We start from the raw sequence: 19,339 nt of genomic DNA, 5'->3' as shown, positions 1-19,339 counted from the left end.
TAGTAGCTAAATCATTATAAACAGTAAATGCAATTCTAACAGAACCTATTTTTCCTAAATTCAATCTAAACTCGTAACATGGTAAACCATTGACTTCATTTCTGATCGCTAATTTTACTTTAGTCATACCAGTATTAGTTTCTTTTTCAATGGCGGTTGCAATTTTTTGTTTAGCTATTTTTTGCATATGGTAATGTTTTTTAAAAATGATTTATAACCCTTTTCAAATTTGACCTTCATAATATAACCTCACTAAATTTACTATATAATAGATTTGATTTTTGTACACCTATTCGTTTTATAAGATTAGGGACCTTTGCTATAATATTAAGGATAGTAAAGGGTGAATAAATTTATGGATTTAGAAAAATTAAAAGATTATCAAAAGCATATTCGTAATTTTGCCATAGTTGCACATATTGACCATGGTAAATCTACGATCGCTGATAGAATTCTAGAATTAACCGATACAGTAAGTCAGCGCCAACTTAAAAATCAAATGCTTGATGATATGCCACTTGAACGGCAACGTGGCATTACTATTAAGATGAACTCTGTTGAAGTTAAATATCATGCTAGGGATGGAGAAGATTACATTTTCCACTTGATTGATACACCAGGACACGTAGACTTCTCTTACGAAGTGTCAAGATCACTAGCAGCCTGTGAAGGTGCTTTAATGGTTGTTGATGCTTCTCAAGGTGTACAAGCCCAGACTTTGGCCAATACTTATGTAGCCATCGATGATGATTTGGAGATTTTACCTGTCATTAATAAGATTGATTTGCCTTCTGCAGATATTCCTAAAACTAAGGAAGAAATTGAAGAAATGTTGGGGTTAGATGCTTCAGAAGCTGCTGAAGTTTCAGGTAAGACTGGTCAAGGCATTGAAGATATGTTGGAAAAGGTGGTCAAGGATATTCCTGCACCATCTGGCAATATTACAGCGCCACTTAAAGCCTTAATTTTTGACTCCAAGTACGATGATTACCGTGGTGTAGTTATGTCTGTAAAAATTGAAGATGGTGTGGTTAAGCCTGGCGATAGAATTAAAATTATGAACACGGGTAAGGAATATGAAGTAACCGAAGTAGGTGTTTCAAACCCTCATCCAGTTAAGAAGGATCTTTTAATTGCTGGTGATGTAGGTTATATCACTGCCAATATTAAATCAGTTCGTGAAACTCGTGTTGGTGATACTATTACTGATGCAACTAATCCAACTGAAGAACCACTTGAAGGTTATCGTCAGATTCCACCAATGGTTTATTCCGGTATGTACCCAGTTGATAACCGAGATTATGATGATTTAAAAGAAGCCTTGCAAAAACTGCAATTAAACGATGCAGCTTTGGAATTCGAACCTGAAACTTCAACTGCGTTAGGATTTGGATTCCGTTGTGGTTTCTTAGGGTTGCTTCATATGGATGTTGTGCAAGAAAGACTTGAGCAAGAATTTGATCTGGGCTTGATCATGACTGCTCCAAGTGTTGACTATCATGCAATTATGAACGATGGGTCTACAAAGGTAATTGATAACCCATCTGATTTACCAGATGCAGGTGAATATCAAGAAGTACAAGAGCCTTATGTTAAAGCAGAAATCATGGTACTGAATGACTTCGTTGGTCCAGTAATGGAATTATGTCAACGCAAACGTGGTGAATTTGTCACTATGGATTATCTTGATAAGTATCGTGTTAATGTAATTTACAATATGCCATTGGCTGAAATTATTTTTGACTTCTTTGATGACTTGAAGTCTTCAACTAAGGGTTATGCTTCTCTTGATTATGAAATTACCGGATACCGTTCAACTGATTTGGTTAAGATTGATATTTTGCTTAACAAGGAACCAATTGATGCTTTAAGTTTCATTGCTCATAGATCAGAAGCACAAGAGCGTGCACGTCAAATGACTTCTATGCTTAAGAAGTTGATTCCACGTCAAAACTTTGAAGTAGATATCCAGGGTGCTATTGGTGCCAAAATTATTTCTCGTGCAACTATTAAGCCATACCGTAAGGATGTTACTTGGAAGATTCATACTGGTGACCCAGATCGTCGTGCTAAGCTTTTGGAAAAGCAGAAGCGTGGTAAGAAACGGATGAAGGCAGTTGGTAGGGTAGAAGTACCTCAAGATGCCTTTATGGCTGTACTTAAGATGAATGACGACGATATTAAAGGTAAGTAAAAATGGCAAAAAATAAACGTAAAACCAGTGTTAGTACAATCGTCATTAGAATTCTTGCGGTCATTTTGCTAATTGTTGGTGTGGTTCTAATCTTCAATAAACAAATTAGCAATCACATGATTAGTCATAACCAGCAATCGACTTTAACTAGCTTGACTAAAACAGAAGTTGAAAAGAATCAACGTAAAAAAGGGATGTATGATTTTAGCAAAGTAAAGTCGATGGATATGGCCCAAGCTACAAGATTGCAAATAAAAAAGACATCGGGTGCCATTGGCGCTTTAGCTATCCCTGATGTAAACACGCATTTACCTGTAATGTTAGGGATGTCAGATGATGCTATGTCTACTGGTGGCGGTACGATGCGTGCAGATCAAAAAATGGGAGAAGGCAATTATCCGCTAGCTGGTCACTATATGACTGCTAAAGGAATTCTCTTTTCACCACTAGAAGATGTCAAAAAAGGTGAATTAATTTACCTTACTAATTTAAAGAAGGTTTATGTTTACCGAATTTATATGAAAAAGGTTGTTGATCCATCAGCTGTTTGGTTAGTTAATAATACTAAGAAGAAAATAGTAACTTTAATTACCTGTGCCGATGGGGGTGCCAATCGTTGGGCTATTCGCGGAAATTTGATCAAAACAGAAAAAGCAACCGCTGATAACCTGCGGGTCTTTAAAATGAAATAAGATCCCCGAACTTTTATGCAGACCAAGTTTGCGTTAAAATAAGAATTAGATTTTTCAATAAAGACACTCAGTTGTGAGTGCCTTTTAATTTTTTATGAAATGTAAGGTGTTTTTTAAGTAATGAAGTGGCAACAAAGAACAGCTGAAGAATTGGCGCCAGATCTAGTAGAAAAGTATCAGCTTAGTCCAATTTCCGCACGGCTTTTTGCATTACGTGGTATCAATACTGATGAAAAATTAGATTTTTGGTTTAATGCAACCGAAGAAAACTTAACTGATCCATCCTTAATGCATGATATGGATAAAGCTGTCGATAGGATTAATCAAGCGATCGATAATGGTGAAAAAATTACTATTTATGGTGATTATGATGCTGATGGGATTACTGCTACTACAATTATGACTGAAGCATTAAGCATTTTGGGTGCGGATGTTCATTACTTTATACCAGATCGCTTTAAAGACGGATATGGCCCTAATCTTGATCGCTACAAGGATATAGTAGCTGATGGCACAAAGTTAATTATTACCGTAGATAATGGTGTAACGGGGATTGAAGAAGTTGAATACGCTAAAGAACATGGCGTTGATACTATTATTACGGATCACCATACTTTTCAAGAAAATAAGCCAGATGCTTATGCAATTGTTCACTGTAATTATCCTGGTCAAGAATATCCTTTTGATGATTATTGTGGTGCAGGTGTAGCTTATACAATTTGTCGTGAGCTTATGCAGGATCCTGTACCAGAATTGCTAGATTTAGCAATGATCGGTACTATTGGTGACATGGTTAAAGTTACTGGTGAAGGCCATATTATTGTAAAACGTGGGTTAGATGTTCTTAATCAAACCGAACGACCGGGCTTAAGAGCGCTTATCAAAAATGCCGGTTTAACGCTAGAAACGATTAATGAGACAGATGTAGGCTTTAATATTGCTCCTAGACTTAATGCTGTTGGACGTTTGGCTAATGCTAATCTGGCAGTAGAGCTTTTGCTTAGTGATGATGATCTTGAGGCACAGAAGATCGCAGATCAGATTGAAGACTTAAATAATAAGCGTAAAGAGCTAACTACTGAGGTTTACGATCGCTGCATGGAATTAGTTCGTGAAAATAGTTGGCAAAAGCAAAATACTTTAGTTTTATATGATCCTGATTTTCATGAAGGAGTTTTGGGGCTTGTTGCTAACAAGATAGTGGAAAAACTGCATAAACCAACAATTGTTTTAACTAAAAACGATGAAGGGGAGATTAAGGGATCAGGTCGTTCACTCAGTGGTTTTAACTTATTTGATGCTCTTAATCCGTTAAAAGAAAGTCTATTGACCAAATTTGGAGGTCATGATTTTGCTTGTGGTTTATCCATGGAAGAAGATAAAGTAAATGACCTACGGGAAAAGTTTGAAGCCGATTTTCATGTTGACGGTGGTTTAGAGACTAAAGAGTACGATATGGAATTGCCTATGCATGACTTATCACCTCAAACTTTGGCTCAAATTAATCAAGTGGGACCATTTGGTACTGGTGATCCGCAGCCAATTTTTAGTATTTCGGATCCAACTATTACACACTTTTTCAAAATAGGAAAAGATAAGAATCATGTTAAATTAATAGCTAATAAAAAAGACGGCAATTTAGCAATTGTGGGATTTAATAAGGATTATTTGAATAATAATTTGTTACCATTTATTTCAAAAATCTTTGTTACTCTCTCTTTGAATACTTATCGCAAACAAGTATCTTTGCAAGGCATCATGGAAGGAATAGCCTTTGCATCCCCAAAATTAGCTGTGCCAACATCAGTAATTGATTTAAGACAAGAGAAATTTGTCATGGGCCTTGCAGATCGTTATTTGCTTTTTGACAAAAAGAATATTCCAATTGTTAAGAATAGCCTTCAAATTGATGATGATAAAATTAGCTTGGTTAAAGATTATGATCAATCGGGTGAAACAGTAGCTTTGCTTGATGTGCCTCGCAATCAAGTGGAATTAAATGCAGCTTTAAAAAAAGATTATCAACAAATTTATTTATGCTTTTTATTAGATCAGTTACCTGTTGAACAAATTCCAGCAAAGAGTTATTTCGGAAAAGTGTTAAAGTATATTTATGCCCATCCAGCATTAAAGCCTGAAGACTATCGCACTGTAGCACCATATCTAGGTTTGGATTATGATAGTGTATTGTTTATTTTGCGAGTATTCTTTGAATTAGGTTTTGTTAAATTAGACGATCAAAAATTAGTTGGTGAGTCTAATCCAAAGAAGCAACCATTGACAGCTTCTAAATATTTAATGGCAACGAGTTCACAAATTAAATTTATTAATCAACTAAGAACGATGCCTACTCAAAAATTAATTACATATGTTAATAATTTGGTAAAAAGATAGATAAATATCAAGATTTCAGTACTTTTATAACAAATCTTTGGTAAAATATACAAGTCAAAAGTGTTTGAATACAAACGCACAGAATTATGGAGGTTTTTCTTCTTATGGCGATTGATTTTAGTAAATATATTGCAAGTGTTAAGGACTTTCCTAATAAGGGAATTGTCTTTCGCGATATTACACCTATTTTGCAAGATGGTGAATTGTATCGTATTGCTACTCATGAATTGGCAGAATATGCAAAGAGTAGAAAGGCAGATGTAATCGTAGGTCCTGAAGCACGTGGCTTTATTGTAGGCTGTCCTGTTGCAACTGAGTTAGGCTTAGGTTTTGTTCCAGCAAGAAAGCCACATAAGTTGCCAAGAGAAGTTGAACGTGCTTCATATGACTTGGAATACGGTTCAAATAGCCTTGAAATGCATAAAGATGCAATTAAGCCTGGCCAAAGAGTTGTTCTCTGTGACGATTTAATGGCTACTGCAGGTACTTTAAGAGCTTCTAAGGAATTAATTGAAAATCTTGGTGGTAAGCTTGTAGGTGCTGCATTTTACATTGAATTGCCTGATTTAAAGGGTAGAGAAAAGTTGCCTGATGTTGATATTTACAGCTTAGTGCAATATCATGGTGCTTAAATAAATTCAATATTGATCTAATTAGTAAAGGTCATTATACTAAAAGTGTTGTACCAACATTGACTGGTGCACAATCAACAGAAATAAAAATAATACTCCTAAGGAAATTTTACTTAGGAGTATTTGTTTACAGAAATTAAGTTTTAAGCATTAAATAATGCAGTTGAAAGGTAACGATCACCGCCGTCTGGAACTACAGTAACCACAGCATGTCCCTTGCCTAACTTTTTAGCAATTTCGATTGCACCATGGATGTTTGCACCAGCTGAAATACCAGGTAAGAAGCCTTCGTTTTTAGCTACTTCACGAGCTGTAGCCATTGCTTCATCAGTAGAAACTGTAATTATATCATCGTAGATATCCTTATCTAAATTCTTAGGGATGAAACCTGCGGCAATACCTTGGATACCATGTTTACCTGTTTTTCCATCTTTTAAGAGTGGAGATTCAGTTGGCTCAAGTGCAAATATCTTAGTGGATGGATTTTCACGCCTAAGTGCATGTCCAATTCCTGATAAAGTACCACCAGTACCAACACCAGCAACAAAGGCATCAACGGATTTGCCGATACCATTCATTGCGGCAATAATTTCTGGACCAGTAGTTAATTCATGAATATTAGGATTTTCTGTATTTTCAAATTGCATTGGCATGAAGTAGCCTTTCTCTTTAACTAATTCTTCGGCCTTAGCAATTGAACCCTTCATACCGTCTGCACCTGGTGTCAAAATAAGTTCAGCACCATAGCCCTTCATTAATTTACGCCGCTCAACGCTCATAGTTTCTGGCATAACAATAATAATGTGATAGTCCTTAGCTGCAGCAACCATGGCTAAACCGATACCGGTATTGCCTGAAGTAGGTTCTACAATTGTGCCACCTGGCTTTAGGTTGCCTTCACGTTCAGCTTTTTCGATCATAGCTAAAGCAATTCTGTCTTTAATTGAACCAGCTGGGTTTTCAAATTCTAACTTTACATAGACATCTGCCGCGTCGTCAGGTACAACGCGATTCAACTTAAGTAATGGAGTGTTGCCGATAAGTTCTGTAACTGAATTATAAATTGTAGACATAATGTATGCCTCGTTTTATTTATCTAATAATACTAATTTGCTTTTTTTAACTTGAGTTAGCCAGTTATTGAAAAATGTTTTCTGAGTATCTTTCCATTGAAACAATAGATTTGATAATGAATAATTTTCTGGCTTCTTATAATGTCGCTCTGGATGTGCAGCAATCTCTCTTTCATATTCTTTTTTAAGGCCTTTTCGGCCATATTCGATATGAGAGAAAATAAAATTTTGCTCAGGCTTTTCTAAAGAAGAGACCATAAATAGATGCCCATTATCGTCAACTGAATTAATGGTTAATCGTGGATCTTGCATAATCTGTGTTTTATCCATTTCAGCGTAACGAGCATGTGGAGCGATAAATCCTTTGCTGAGTCCATTTAATAAAGGATGTGGTTCGATAATTAAATGAGGAAAAACACCAAAGATTTTTTTCGATAAAATTCTTTTTTGAATATTGTAAAAATAATCTAAAGCGGCCATTGCACCCCAGCAAAAATATAATTGCTGCAACTTGTATTTATCTAATAGTTGGAGCAAACATCGGACTTCCTCGATGTAGGTAACTTGATCAAAATCAAGATGATCTAAAGGTGCGCCCGTAATGATAAAGCCATCAAACTCTTTGATTTGATTAAGATCTAATGGCTGGGAAGTTTTTGCAACTTCAGGTGGGACAGGACGATTTTGATAATGCATACGTGGATAAAAGAAAGTCAGGTCTGCATCTGGCAAAACGCGTGCAAATCTTTGTTGAGTATCTAACTTATCGTGCATTAAATTCAAAACGCCTATTTTTACTCTATTAGCCAAGTTTTATCCTCCTTACTTTTTAATAGTTATCATTATTATATAACTTATAAAAAATAAGTAAAGAAATAAAACTGCATTTTTAAAATACAAAGTAAAACCCCCATCGGATAGACCGATAGAGGGCTTTTCATTAAAAAATAGGTGATAATAATCTTGAGAAGTATTGCTTAAATTTTAACCATGATGATTGTTGAGCAAAGTAGTCATTAGTTAAAAGGGTACATTTATCTAAGTCCTTCTCAAAAATTTTCTTTAATTCTTGAGTTAAAGCAGGGTTGTAGTTGAATGAGTTTACCTCAAAGTTTAATGTATAGCTTCGGAAATCTTGATTGGCGGAACCAACTGAAGAAATATTAGAACCGCTAACCATAGTTTTTGCATGAATAAAACCATCATTATATTTGTATACTTTAACGCCATGGGCTACTAAATACTTAGCATAGTATTCTGTAGCACGATAAACAAATGGATGATCGGGCATGCAAGGAACCATAATTCGAACATCAATACCGCTGTTAGCAGCGATAATTAAGGCTTCAAGAATTGATTCTTCGGGAATTAAATAAGGCGTTTGAATATAAATGTATTTTTTAGCTCCTGCAATAATTCCCTCAGCCTCGTCTGATGCCGTAATGTTGATTATCAGGTCCTGAGGAAACAATTTGCATAGCGACATTTTTATTATCATTGATATCTTTTCGATTGACAGTAAATGGTTTAAGTTCCTTTAATTCAAATTTAGGTAAATTTGTTCTTCTGATTGACGTGTTCCAGTCCATTGCAAACCGGACCTCCATTAGAATTGGTGATTGCCCAATTACACGTAAATGGGTATCCCGCCAATGACCGAATTTTGGTGATTTATTGACATATTGATCTCCAATATTAAATCCGCCAATATAGCCAATATGGTGGTCAATAATAACTAATTTTCTATGTAAGTGGTAATTGAGTCGTGGGGTAGTAAACCAGTGCTTTTTTGAAGTGGAAATAAATGGCTGAGCTTCGCCGCCCTTAAATGGTCAAAAAAGCTTGGCTTAGTGCCTCTTGATCCAGAGGTATCATAAATTACTCTTACCTTAGCACCATTAGCTGCAGCCTCTTCCAAGGCTTTTAAAACACGATGCCCTAATTGGTTAGAATAAAAAGTATATAATTCTAAGCTGACAGATTTTTTGGCATTTTTGATATCAGTAATCATTTGGTCAAAAAGTTCTGGTCCAGAAATAAATACTTTGACCTGATTATCAAAAGTTAAAATCGCATCATCGTTGTTAAGATTTAGTTCCGAAAGCATTCTTACTCGTGGAAGACGCTCTTTTTCAGGTAGAAGATCGTGCTCTTTAAGCATGTCGCGTTGCTCAGCTAAATAATGTCTTTGTACCTTTTTTTGCTCTTCTTGAATAGCAAAGATTTCATCATGTGAAAGCTGACGACCAAAGAAAAGATATAGGATAAAACCGATACCGGGCAGAACGGTTAATACAAGCATCTATGCCCAAGTTGCAACAACGCTGCGGCGACTTCTAAAGACCGTCCATACAGCAAACGCAATATTGATAATCCATAAGACTTCGATAGTCCTACGGATTATATCCCAAGTTAAAATCATGAATTAAGTAGTGTTATAAATAATTTTAGCAGAATTAAGCAAATAGTTATAAAACAGATGAGTAAAAAATGCTTCCAATTCGATAATTTTTGATAAAATAAGGGATGGAGAATGGTATAAACACTACGGGGGTGGATTATGATGAGAAAACAAATTATTTCTGCTGCAGGTATAATGTTAGCAGTTATTGGATTAGGCGCAGCAACTACACAAAGCGTTGATGCAGTTGTTACTAATCCAGTTAGACAAGGTAAGAGATTAAATCTAACTAGAAATGCTACTGTTTATAATAGACATGGTGTTAAAGTTGGACATTTAAGAAAGGGAAAGCTTTACAAAGTACGTGCCATAAAAGTAATTAATGGTAATACTTATGTAAAGATTCGTAAAAATAGATTTGTTAAGGAAGAAGCCTTCTTGCCATATATGAAGACTACTGTAAAAGTAGTTAATAGAATCAAAAAGCATTCCTTTGTTTATGATGAGAATGGTGAAAAAATCCCAGGCAAATTTTTAAAGCGTGGTGCTAAGGTTAACTATTTAGGCCATAAAGAAATTAATGAAAAACCATTTATCAAAATTGCTGATGGTGAATATGTTAAGGCTTTGAATGCCTTGACTACAGTTACTAATTATTAATCAAAAAAAACACTCTGAAAACTACATTGTAGTAATTTAGTTTTCAGAGTGTTTTTGTTTTAAGTTAATTATCTGTTTTTCATTACTGGTTGATAAATCAAATCAATAATAATTGCTGCAATTAATGCAACCACAACGGTAATTAATAAGTTTTGCCAACTAATTTGAGCCATTGCTAAACCGCATAAAGCTAAAATAAAGGTTAATGCGACATCGGCAATTTGAACAATACCTACAAGTTTAGATGGATAATCTTGCCAGAAGTATTTACGAGTTCTAGTAATTAATACAATTAACATTGCACTTAGAACTAAGTAAACATAGACCATGGTAGAGATAGAATTGTGACTCCAGCCATGCATGTTGAGGTAGCTGAAAAAAGCGATACCGATAACTGTCCAACCTGCAGCAAGAGAGAATGCGATTTTGGCTAACCTTGCCATATTCCAATTTTCTGGTTTGTAAGTAATATGGGTACGGTCGGTACCAATCATCATGGTAACCATGTTATTCATGATTGTGTAAATAACCATAGCATTTAATGCCATTGGAATATAGTTGAAGAAGAGATAGCCGAAGGTTAAAAGCATAGTTAATTCGGCGGTTCTGGCGAGCTTAGCAAGTGACCAAGTAGTCATTCGTTGATATACACGGTGACCAGCATCAAGAATTTTAACAATAGAGCTTAAGCCATCATCTAGAAGCACCATCTTACTTGAACGCTTGGCAACATCGGCAGCGTTAGAAACAGCAATACCAACTTCAGCTTGCTTTAAAGCAGGAGAGTCGTTAACACCATCACCAGTCATACCAACGATATAACCTTTTTCTTGGAAGAATTTAACCATCTTAAGTTTATCTTCAGGTAAAACATCGGCAATTCCTGCTAATTCATCAATATCGGTGCTTTCATCAAAGTCATGAATAGAGATAACGTTACCAGTTAAATCAACTTGTTCAGCGACTGCTGCGGCAGTTCTTTGATTATCACCAGTTAACATGATTGGACGTACGCCCCGTTTTTTAAGTTCTGCTAAAGCAGCCTTAGAGTCCTTTCTTACTTTATCTTGTAAGATAAATACTCCCGCAAGTTTGTCATCAATTAACACGGCAACTGAGCGTCCAGCTTTAAAATTGATGCCTTCAACTGCTTCATTTGCATTCTTATCGATTAATGAAAGTTGCTTAAATGAACCTAACTTAACATTGTGACCATCTACTTCAGCCATAGAATAGCCAGTGTCAGAAGTAAATGGGGTAAAGTGTTCAACGTCCATGACAGGGATATCGTTTTCTTTTAAGTATTCATCAATGGCGATATCAATGATACCTGCATTGCGCTTATCAGTTGCACTACCGACTAAAGCAAGTACATCTTTATCTGGCAAATCGCTTAAATTGCTCCAACTAGCAACTGCAGTTTTGTTTTCAGTGATTGTTCCCGTCTTATCAAGTAAAAGCAAGTTTAAGTTAGCTGCATCTTGGATACCAGTTAAATCAGCTGTTAAGACGCCTTCTTTACTTAAACGGGTTGCTTCAAATGAATTGGACAATGCAAAGGTTGACGGCATCGCAACCGGAATTGAAGCGATGAACATCATGGCTAAGAATGGCAACATGTTGATAAACGTATCAAAATTACCACCCTTAAAGAATGAAGCAATGATAATAACTAAGGTAAGTACACCGTCAAGTAGGCAAAGGTAGTAAATAATCTTAGTTAAAAGTTGTTGCAAGTGACCAGGTGCAGCTGAATTGTTGATCAAGTTAATGGTCTTACCACTTCTTGAATCTTTACCAGTTGCAGTAACAATTGCTAATCCATCGCCTTCAACAACAGTAGTACCAGCATAAGCTGTGTCATCAATGTTCTTTTTAACGGGCTTAGATTCACCGGTAATTGAGCTTTCATCACAGGCGATCTTACCGCTAACCATTTTTACATCGGCTGCAAGTACATCTCCACGTTGAAGTGAGATTAAGTCGCCTCTAACTAATTGCTTAGAGTCAATTTTGATCCACTTACCATCGCGTTCTACAGCCACCTTAGGGGTTAGCTTATGTGAAATGGTATTTAATACCCGCCGTGACTGTTTCTTCTTGGATGCACCGTTAAAAGCCGCAAAAAGAAGCATCAACAAGACGAACAAAGATTGAATCCATTTGCCTAAGATACATTCGAGGATTAAGGCACCTTCTAGAACCCAGGCAGAAAGATTCCATAATTTTGATAGAAATTCCTTAAAAAAGTTGTATTCGGGTTCAGGTGCTTCGTTTAACCCATCTTCCTTAAGTCTCTTATCTGCTTCGGCTTGAGTTAAGCCATGAAATTTTTCAGACATTTTATTCCCTCCAAATCTACCTTAATAAAGTAGCACATATGTTGTTTGAATGAAAATACTAAATTAAAATATAAGATATAGAAATTTTTAATAAGAGATACAACTAAAATAAAAAAGATAGATTATTAATGAATATTAAACAATTACGCTACTTTTTAGTAGTAGCCAAAGAAAAGCAAATCACTTCAGCAGCTAAAAGACTATACATTGCACAACCGCCGCTGAGTTATCAATTAAAGCAACTAGAAATAGAACTAGGAGCACAATTATTTAAGCGTACTGCTCATGGAATTGAATTAACAGATGCTGGACAAATTTTGCAGAGCTATGCTAGTGAAATTCTCTCTTTATCAGAAAGCGTGAAAAATCAGGTTCATAAAACTGTTTCAGGTGAACTAGGCACGATTGCAATAGGCATGGCTTCATCATCAACTGGACTAATTCCTATGAAAAGTTTTCAAGATTTAACTAAGTTTTATCCGGAAATCAACTTTGATATTTATGAAGATAATACCTTTGGCATTATCGATAAATTGGAAAAGAAGACAATCGATTTAGGAATTGTGCGTACGCCTTATAATCGTAATGGCTTAAATGCAAAAACTTTAACTACTGAAAGAATGATGGCAGTTACTGTTGATCCCAAATTTAAGGATAAGACGGGATTAAGGATTAAAGATCTAAATGAGCAGCCCCTCATTATTTATCGAAGATTTGAAGAAATTTTTAACCAGACTTTTGCTCATCATGGGATTAAGCCGTTTTATGCTGTTAAATGTGATGATTCTAGAACAGCGATTACTTGGGCGAAGAGAAAAATGGGGATTGCTCTTGTTCCTGAATCTATTGCTTCTACGTATGCACCTGATGATCTTATTCCTATTAAATATAGTAATTGGATTACGCATTTGCAATTAGTGAGGCGCAAGGATCAAAAGGTGACGCCTTTAATGAAAAGAATAATAGATTCACTAAGCCGTTAAGATTGTAACTTCTACCTAATTGATCCTTAATTATTGTAAGCTGATACATAATTTGAATTAGGAGGCGCTATAATGACTGACTTAATTCATGTTTATTCCGAAATTGGCAAATTAGAAACAGTTATGCTGCATCGACCGGGAAGAGAATTAGAAAATCTTTCACCGGATATCTTAAATCGAATGTTAATTGACGATATTCCATATTTAAAAATAGCTCAAAAAGAGCATGACTATTTTGCCCACACTTTGGAAAAATAGGGAGTTCATGTCGTTTATTTAGAAGATTTATTAGCTCACTCTTTGACTAATGAAGATGTCCGTACAAAATTTGTAGATCAATTATTAGAAGAATCCAATATAAAAAAGAAGATCCATTACATCAATTACTGATGGACTATTTAATAGCAATGCCAGTAAATGAAATGGTTAAGCAAATAATTGCTGGTATTAGAAAAAATGAAATGCAAAATGCAACTCCTTCATTAGCCGATCTAGCTGAAAATCCAGATTATCCATTTTATTTGGATCCAATGCCAAATGTGTATTTTACTCGTGATCAACAAGCAACTATTGGTAATGGCATGACTATTAATAGAATGACGTTTAGAGCTAGAAGACGTGAGTCATTATTTATGGAAACCGTTTTAAAGCATCATCCCGACTTTAAAAATGCCAATATTCCTATTTGGTGTGATCGTTACACTCATGGACGTTTAGAAGGTGGCGATGAGCTGATTTTAAACAATCATGTTTTTAGCAATCGGTATTTCTCAAAGAACTTCCGCTGCCGCAATCACTGACCTTGCTCATAGCCTGTTTGGTCATTCTAGTTATGACACAATTTTAGCAATTAAAATACCACATAATCATGCCATGATGCATCTGGATACAGTCTTTACAATGATTAATTATGATTAGTGTACTGTTCATCCTTTTATTTTAGACAAATCAGGAAAGATTGATATTTATGTTTTAGAGCAAGATGATCATGGTGAGATTAAAATTACCCCAGAAACTGATTTGATCAAAGTGTTAAAGAATTATTTGCACTTATCGGAGATTGACCTAATTCCAACCGGAGGTGGGGATGCAATTGCAGCCCCAAGAGAGCAGTGGAATGATGGCTCGAATACTTTGGCTATTGCGCCAGGTGAAGTCGTTACATATGATCGTAATTATGTATCAAATGATTTGTTAAGAAAGCATGGCATTTTAGTTCATGAAATTCATTCAAGTGAGCTTTCTCGTGGCCGTGGAGGTCCAAGATGTATGTCATGTCCACTTGTTCGTGAAGATTTGTAAGAGGCGTCAAAATGAAATATTTACAAAATGTGTTTCAAGGCAGAAGTTTATTAAAATGCAAAGACTATACTCCAACGGAGCTTAACTATCTAATTGATTTTGCACTTCATTTGAAGGAACTAAAGAAAATATTCCGCATGAATATTTAAAAGGAAAGAATATAGCTCTTTTATTTGAAAAATCTTCAACAAGAACACGTTCAGCCTTTGTAGTTGCATGCAATGATTTAGGCGCAAATCCTGAATATATGGGTGCTGGTGAAATTCATTTAGGTAAAAAGGAAAGTATTGAAGATACTGCCAAGGTTTTGGGCAGTATGTTTGATGACATTGAATATCGCGGTTTTGCTCAAAAAGATGTAGAAGATTTGGCTAAATATTCTGGTGTCCCTGTTTGGAATGGTTTAACAGATAAATGGCATCCGACCCAAATGTTGGCTGACTTTATGACTATTAAAGAAAAGTTTGGACATTTAAAGGTACTTACTTTAGCTTATGTAGGCGATGGACGTGATAATGTTGCCGACAGTCTTTTAGTGGCTGGCAGCATGCTTGGAGTTAATGTACACATAGTTACGCCAAAGCCTTTATTCACTCACCCTGATGTACAAAAAATTGCAGAAGGTTTTGCCAAAGATTCTGGATCAAGAAATTTGATTACTGATGACATTGAACAAGGCGTTAAAGGTGCAAATATTATTTATACTGATGTCTGGGTATCAATGGGTGAAAATGACTGGAGTGAGAGAATCAAATTGTTAAAGCCTTACACGGTTACAATGAATATGATGTATATGACAGGCACCCCGGATGATCAACTAATCTTTATGCACTGTTTGCCTGCGTTTCATGATTGAACTGCTAAAGTTGGCAAAGAAATTTATGAAAAATATGGTCTAAGTGAAGTGGAAGTTACAGATGAAGTCTTTAACTCTCAATACGCTTGGCAATTTACTGAAGCGGAAAATAGATTGCATTCTATCAAAGCAATAATGGCCGCTACTTTGGGCAATTTGTTTATTCCGTCAGTTGATGAAGGAAGTAAATAAAGATGAAAAGAATAGTTGTAGCTTTCGGTGGCAATGCTATTGAAGCAGGTGATAATAGTGCAGCTGCCCAAGAAAAGCAGGTTAAAAAGACAATGAAGGTTGTTGCTAAAATGATTGAAAATGGTGATCAGGTAGCGATTGTTCATGGTAATGGCCCGCAGGTTGGTAATTTGCTTTTGCAACAATACAAAGGTTCAAGTAAAGATAATCTCGCTATGCCGCTTGATACAGTAGTATCAATGACTCAAGGCAGTATCGGCTATTGGATGCAAAAGGCCTTAGACGATCAATTTAAACATACAAATTATCCACATCAAGCTGTTGCTTTAATTACTCAGATAATAGTTAATGCGAATGATCCAACTTTTAAGAATCCAACTAAACTAATTGGCCCATTTTATACATTTAACGAAATGCAGAGGTAAAAAATCTATCATCCTGAATATACTTATAAGCAAGATACAGGTCGAGGCTATCGTCAAGTAGTTTCTTCTCCAAAGCCCGTTAAAATTATTAATGCACCAGGCATTGACACTTTACTAAAGAGCAAGTTTGTTCCTATTGCTGCCGGAGGTGATGGAATTCCTGTTGTAGTGAAAGACGATAGTTTGCAAGGCGTAGCAGGAGTAATTGATAAAGACTTCAGTGCCGCAAAACTAGCTGAAGATATTCAAGCAGATGAATTAGTTATTCTAACTACTGTTGACAATGCCTACGTGAACTATAATCAACCTGATCAAGCTCCTATTGGAAAAATAAAGATTGATCAATTAAAGAAGTATCTAGAAGCTGGCCAATTTGCTGCAGGCAGCATGAAGCCAAAAATTGAAGCTGTCATTGATTTCGTAGAGAAAACAGGAAAGACTGCAATTATTACTTCTTTAAGAAATGCAAGTAAACTTGATGATGGAGTAGGTACAATTGTTTATAATTAACTGCGGTGAGATATAAATGAACATTTTTCAAGAAGGAAATCCGCAAAATATTGCTCAGGTATTAGCTGGAAAAGATTATCGTGTAGCTTTGCAGCAAGCTATTTTTAAAAAGTATCCTGATGCGACTTTGGTTGATATAAACTTAAATATCCCGGGGCCAATTAAAAATAATCGATATTTAATCAAATTATTTGATTACGGAATTAAACAATTAGAAGAAATATGGCAGAATAATGGATATGACTATAAATTAGTAAAAGCATTAAATAATGATGCTGGATGTGAAAATTTCTATGTTTTGCGAGAATCTAGCAAAGTAGTTAAATTATCTACAATTTTATTTGAAGAAAATAATAAAATAGGACGATTATTTGATGCCGATGTATTAATTAAAGGGAAAACTGCACTTTCACGCCAAGAGCTTGAATACTCTAGTCGCCGCTGCTATTTATGCAATCGCCCTGCTAAAGAGTGTGCTCGATCACGGCGACACTCAGTAGAAGAGATGCAAAGATACATTTCTAGTTTATATGCGAAGTATGTAAATAATTAAAACGGGATGGGAGGCTAATCATCCCGTTTTTTCATTTAAATCTTAAAAAAAGCTAACGAAAAATACATAAAATGTTCTAAAATATAAGTAAAGTTATGAATATATATTGTAAGGAAAACTATGAAATTAAAGAAAAACCAAGACAATTTAAAACAAATTGCTTCATTGATTGAATATGCTTTTTTAAAAGATTCTGATTTGACTACAGATAGTAACTTTATGCCCCGATATGATCATAGTGATGGATATGGATATTTTGATCAAGAAAAATTGACCAGTTATATGATGGTCAATAAGTTTAAAGCTGAGATATTTGGTCATCATGTTCCACTGGCAGGTATTGGTTATGTGGCATCATATCCTGAATACAGAGGACGTGGACATATATCTAAATTAATGAAAGAAATTCTTTTTGATTTGCATGATCAAAAAATCCCAGTTGCAAATCTAGCTCCATTTTCAGAAAAATTTTATCGTCATTATGGTTTTAGCAATAGTATTTACCAAAAAGAATATCGCTTTTCGGGGGCTGCACTTGCTTCTTTCAGATTACCACGCAAAGGTAAGATAATTCGTGGAAAATGGAATGATTTGATTGTTCAAAATGGTGTGATTCAATTATATGAACGTCAGTTGCATACTGACGATGAAAGAAATACGATCATCAGAGAAGCTTGGTGGTGGAATAGATTAGATGATTATTATCATCATCGAGAGATTGCTGTTTACTTCGATGAAGCTGGTCGGCCGATGAGCTACTTGATTTATCGCATAATTGATAACTGTTTTATGGCTGATGAATTATATTCAATTACGCCTCAAGGATTATTAAGCATATTAGGCTTTATGGCAGCTCATATAGGGTCAATTAAAGAGTTTTGTATGACATTGCATGAGAAGTCTTTATTGGCTGAACTTTTTCCAGAGCAAAATGAATTGGATATTCAACTTCATCCATATATGATGAGTAGAATTATTGATTTCCAAAAAGTCTTGGCATGCATGCGCCCATTGCAAGAGGGTACTTTTAACATCGAAGTTAATTATGATGATCAGTGTCCATGGAATATTGGCGTTTGGCAATTAACTAATTATGATCACCAAGTTAAGTGTGAACGAAAAGAAGATGAACTAGTTGATTTCTCTGGTCCAATTACAACATGGACTCAAATCTTATTAGGACGTTTAACTATGGAATCCGCAATTAAACTTGGTTTGATCACAGATTATCGAATTAAAAAGTTGGACTTTGTAAAAGGTAAAGTCTCATTTTATGATTATTTTTAGAAGAAGGTATCCAAAATGAGTAAGCAAAAGAAAGTTAGATTACTAAAATTTTTAAGCGTGGTAGTTAGTGGAATAAATGTGGTTATTTCGCTATTGATTATGTTCAACAAATATCAAATTAGAAAAGATAAAAAACAAATATCAGATGAAGGTCATGCCCCATTGGATGAAAATTAACTATGAAAAAATTGAGAATAGCATACTTTAACCAACTTGGTAGAAGACAATTAGATCGAATTGTAGACCAATTTAAGCAAAAACATTCTGATGTAGAAATTGAATTAATTGGAATGGGACACGATGAAGCTTTTGATAAATTAGCCAAAAATGAAGTTGATTTAGCGATTAGTGATTTGCGCGATGATCAGCTCGATTTTAAGAAAGAAATCTTAGGTCAGGAAGCAGTAATGGCTATTTTGCAAAAGGGTAGTTATCCTAGCGGTGTTCAGATGATCAATAAAGATGATCTAGCTGATTTAACCTGTTTTATTGTAGCTAAGCCTGAAGAAGAGGCTGCAGAACTCCATTTATTTAAAGATATTTATCAGATTAGAAGCCCATTCATTGCTTCAAATTCCGTAGAAGAGGCAGCATTGTTAGTAGCTTCTGGATCAGGATATTTTTTAATGAATGAAGCAACCGCCAGTTTAATTAGTAATGATACTTTACAACGATTGTTTTTATTGTCTAATGGACAACAAATGTGGCAAAAGATTGCAGCTTTTTATACCAATGAAGATGCAGTAATTAAAGATTTTATTTTGTTAGCTAAAAAAGTATATTAATCTATCTTGGAACAGCAAAATACTGTAAAAATAAAAATGCGCTGATTGTAAAATTAAG

The 19,339-nt window shown here is 35.2% G+C and carries 14 protein-coding genes and 4 pseudogenes; 13 read left to right on the top strand and 5 right to left on the bottom strand.

The genetic code is table 11. The annotated features are described in order from the left end of the window. Window positions 1-187: hypothetical protein (locus HMPREF0518_RS10355; protein ID WP_003627504.1), on the bottom strand; the 187-nt coding region annotated here is incomplete at its 3' end. Between the two features lie 168 nt (window positions 188-355). Between HMPREF0518_RS10355 and lepA the strand changes: the two genes are divergently transcribed. The 4 genes from lepA (at window position 356) to HMPREF0518_RS07270 (ending at window position 5,912) form a co-directional block, all read left to right on the top strand. After that, the gene (gene lepA, locus HMPREF0518_RS07285; protein WP_003627503.1) at window positions 356-2,194 is read left to right on the top strand and encodes a translation elongation factor 4; all 1,839 of its coding nucleotides are present in this window, start codon (window positions 356-358) and stop codon (window positions 2,192-2,194) included. 2 nt (window positions 2,195-2,196) lie between these two features. Continuing rightward, on the top strand, window positions 2,197-2,886 hold the full coding sequence (locus tag HMPREF0518_RS07280) for a class A sortase (protein WP_003627502.1): 690 nt from the start codon (window positions 2,197-2,199) through the stop codon (window positions 2,884-2,886). 120 nt (window positions 2,887-3,006) lie between these two features. Continuing rightward, on the top strand, window positions 3,007-5,280 hold the full coding sequence (gene recJ, locus HMPREF0518_RS07275; protein ID WP_003627501.1) for a single-stranded-DNA-specific exonuclease RecJ: 2,274 nt from the start codon (window positions 3,007-3,009) through the stop codon (window positions 5,278-5,280). 104 nt (window positions 5,281-5,384) lie between these two features. Then, window positions 5,385-5,912 (top strand): adenine phosphoribosyltransferase, encoded by a 528-nt coding sequence (locus tag HMPREF0518_RS07270; protein ID WP_003628968.1) that lies wholly within the window; start codon window positions 5,385-5,387, stop codon window positions 5,910-5,912. 143 nt (window positions 5,913-6,055) lie between these two features. Here HMPREF0518_RS07270 and cysK read toward each other — a convergent pair whose 3' ends face one another. The 3 genes and pseudogenes from cysK to cls form a co-directional block, all read right to left on the bottom strand. Continuing rightward, window positions 6,056-6,985, bottom strand: coding sequence for a cysteine synthase A (gene cysK, locus HMPREF0518_RS07265; RefSeq protein WP_003627498.1), 930 nt, complete (start codon window positions 6,983-6,985; stop codon window positions 6,056-6,058). A 15-nt stretch (window positions 6,986-7,000) separates the two neighbouring features. Continuing rightward, the gene (locus HMPREF0518_RS07260; RefSeq protein WP_012211991.1) at window positions 7,001-7,795 is read right to left on the bottom strand and encodes a homoserine O-succinyltransferase; all 795 of its coding nucleotides are present in this window, start codon (window positions 7,793-7,795) and stop codon (window positions 7,001-7,003) included. Window positions 7,796-7,925: 130 nt separating this feature from the next. Then, a pseudogene (gene cls, locus HMPREF0518_RS07255) lies at window positions 7,926-9,287 on the bottom strand (cardiolipin synthase). A 258-nt stretch (window positions 9,288-9,545) separates the two neighbouring features. Between cls and HMPREF0518_RS07250 the strand changes: the two are divergent. Next, complete coding sequence (locus tag HMPREF0518_RS07250; RefSeq protein ID WP_003627493.1) at window positions 9,546-10,046, top strand: SLAP domain-containing protein; 501 nt, start codon at window positions 9,546-9,548, stop codon at window positions 10,044-10,046. A 68-nt stretch (window positions 10,047-10,114) separates the two neighbouring features. Here the strand turns inward: HMPREF0518_RS07250 and HMPREF0518_RS07245 are convergent, their stop codons facing one another. After that, window positions 10,115-12,388, bottom strand: coding sequence for an HAD-IC family P-type ATPase (locus HMPREF0518_RS07245; RefSeq protein WP_003627492.1), 2,274 nt, complete (start codon window positions 12,386-12,388; stop codon window positions 10,115-10,117). A gap of 128 nt (window positions 12,389-12,516) precedes the next feature. Here HMPREF0518_RS07245 and HMPREF0518_RS07240 point away from each other — a divergent pair, with 128 nt between their 5' ends. From HMPREF0518_RS07240 to HMPREF0518_RS07210, 8 genes and pseudogenes are all read left to right on the top strand, one after another. After that, window positions 12,517-13,371 carry a LysR family transcriptional regulator gene (locus HMPREF0518_RS07240; protein ID WP_003627491.1) on the top strand — a complete coding sequence of 285 codons (855 nt, stop codon included), beginning with the start codon at window positions 12,517-12,519 and terminating at the stop codon, window positions 13,369-13,371. Between the two features lie 72 nt (window positions 13,372-13,443). Further along, window positions 13,444-14,758: pseudogene (gene arcA / locus HMPREF0518_RS07235) on the top strand (arginine deiminase). Next, a pseudogene (gene argF / locus HMPREF0518_RS07230) lies at window positions 14,685-15,721 on the top strand (ornithine carbamoyltransferase). The pseudogenes arcA and argF overlap by 74 nt, the downstream one beginning before the upstream one ends. Before the next feature lie 2 nt (window positions 15,722-15,723). Beyond that, window positions 15,724-16,656 (top strand): annotated as a pseudogene (arcC, locus tag HMPREF0518_RS07225) (carbamate kinase). A 16-nt stretch (window positions 16,657-16,672) separates the two neighbouring features. After that, window positions 16,673-17,209 (top strand): citrate lyase holo-[acyl-carrier protein] synthase, encoded by a 537-nt coding sequence (gene citX, locus HMPREF0518_RS07220; RefSeq protein WP_003627477.1) that lies wholly within the window; start codon window positions 16,673-16,675, stop codon window positions 17,207-17,209. Window positions 17,210-17,329: 120 nt separating this feature from the next. Further along, a complete protein-coding gene (locus tag HMPREF0518_RS07215) occupies window positions 17,330-18,496 on the top strand; it encodes a GNAT family N-acetyltransferase (protein ID WP_003627476.1) in 1,167 nt (388 codons plus the stop codon). A gap of 15 nt (window positions 18,497-18,511) precedes the next feature. Continuing rightward, the gene (locus tag HMPREF0518_RS10350) at window positions 18,512-18,673 is read left to right on the top strand and encodes a hypothetical protein (protein ID WP_003627475.1); all 162 of its coding nucleotides are present in this window, start codon (window positions 18,512-18,514) and stop codon (window positions 18,671-18,673) included. Between the two features lie 2 nt (window positions 18,674-18,675). Then, window positions 18,676-19,281 (top strand): LysR family transcriptional regulator substrate-binding protein, encoded by a 606-nt coding sequence (locus HMPREF0518_RS07210; protein WP_003627474.1) that lies wholly within the window; start codon window positions 18,676-18,678, stop codon window positions 19,279-19,281. The last annotated feature ends 58 nt before the right edge of the window (window positions 19,282-19,339 follow it).

Source organism: Lactobacillus helveticus DSM 20075 = CGMCC 1.1877 (genome assembly GCF_000160855.1).
Classification (GTDB): Bacteria; Bacillota; Bacilli; order Lactobacillales; family Lactobacillaceae; genus Lactobacillus; species Lactobacillus helveticus.
Note: the sequence above shows the minus strand (reverse complement) of the source record. Positions and strands in the feature narration are given on the sequence as shown.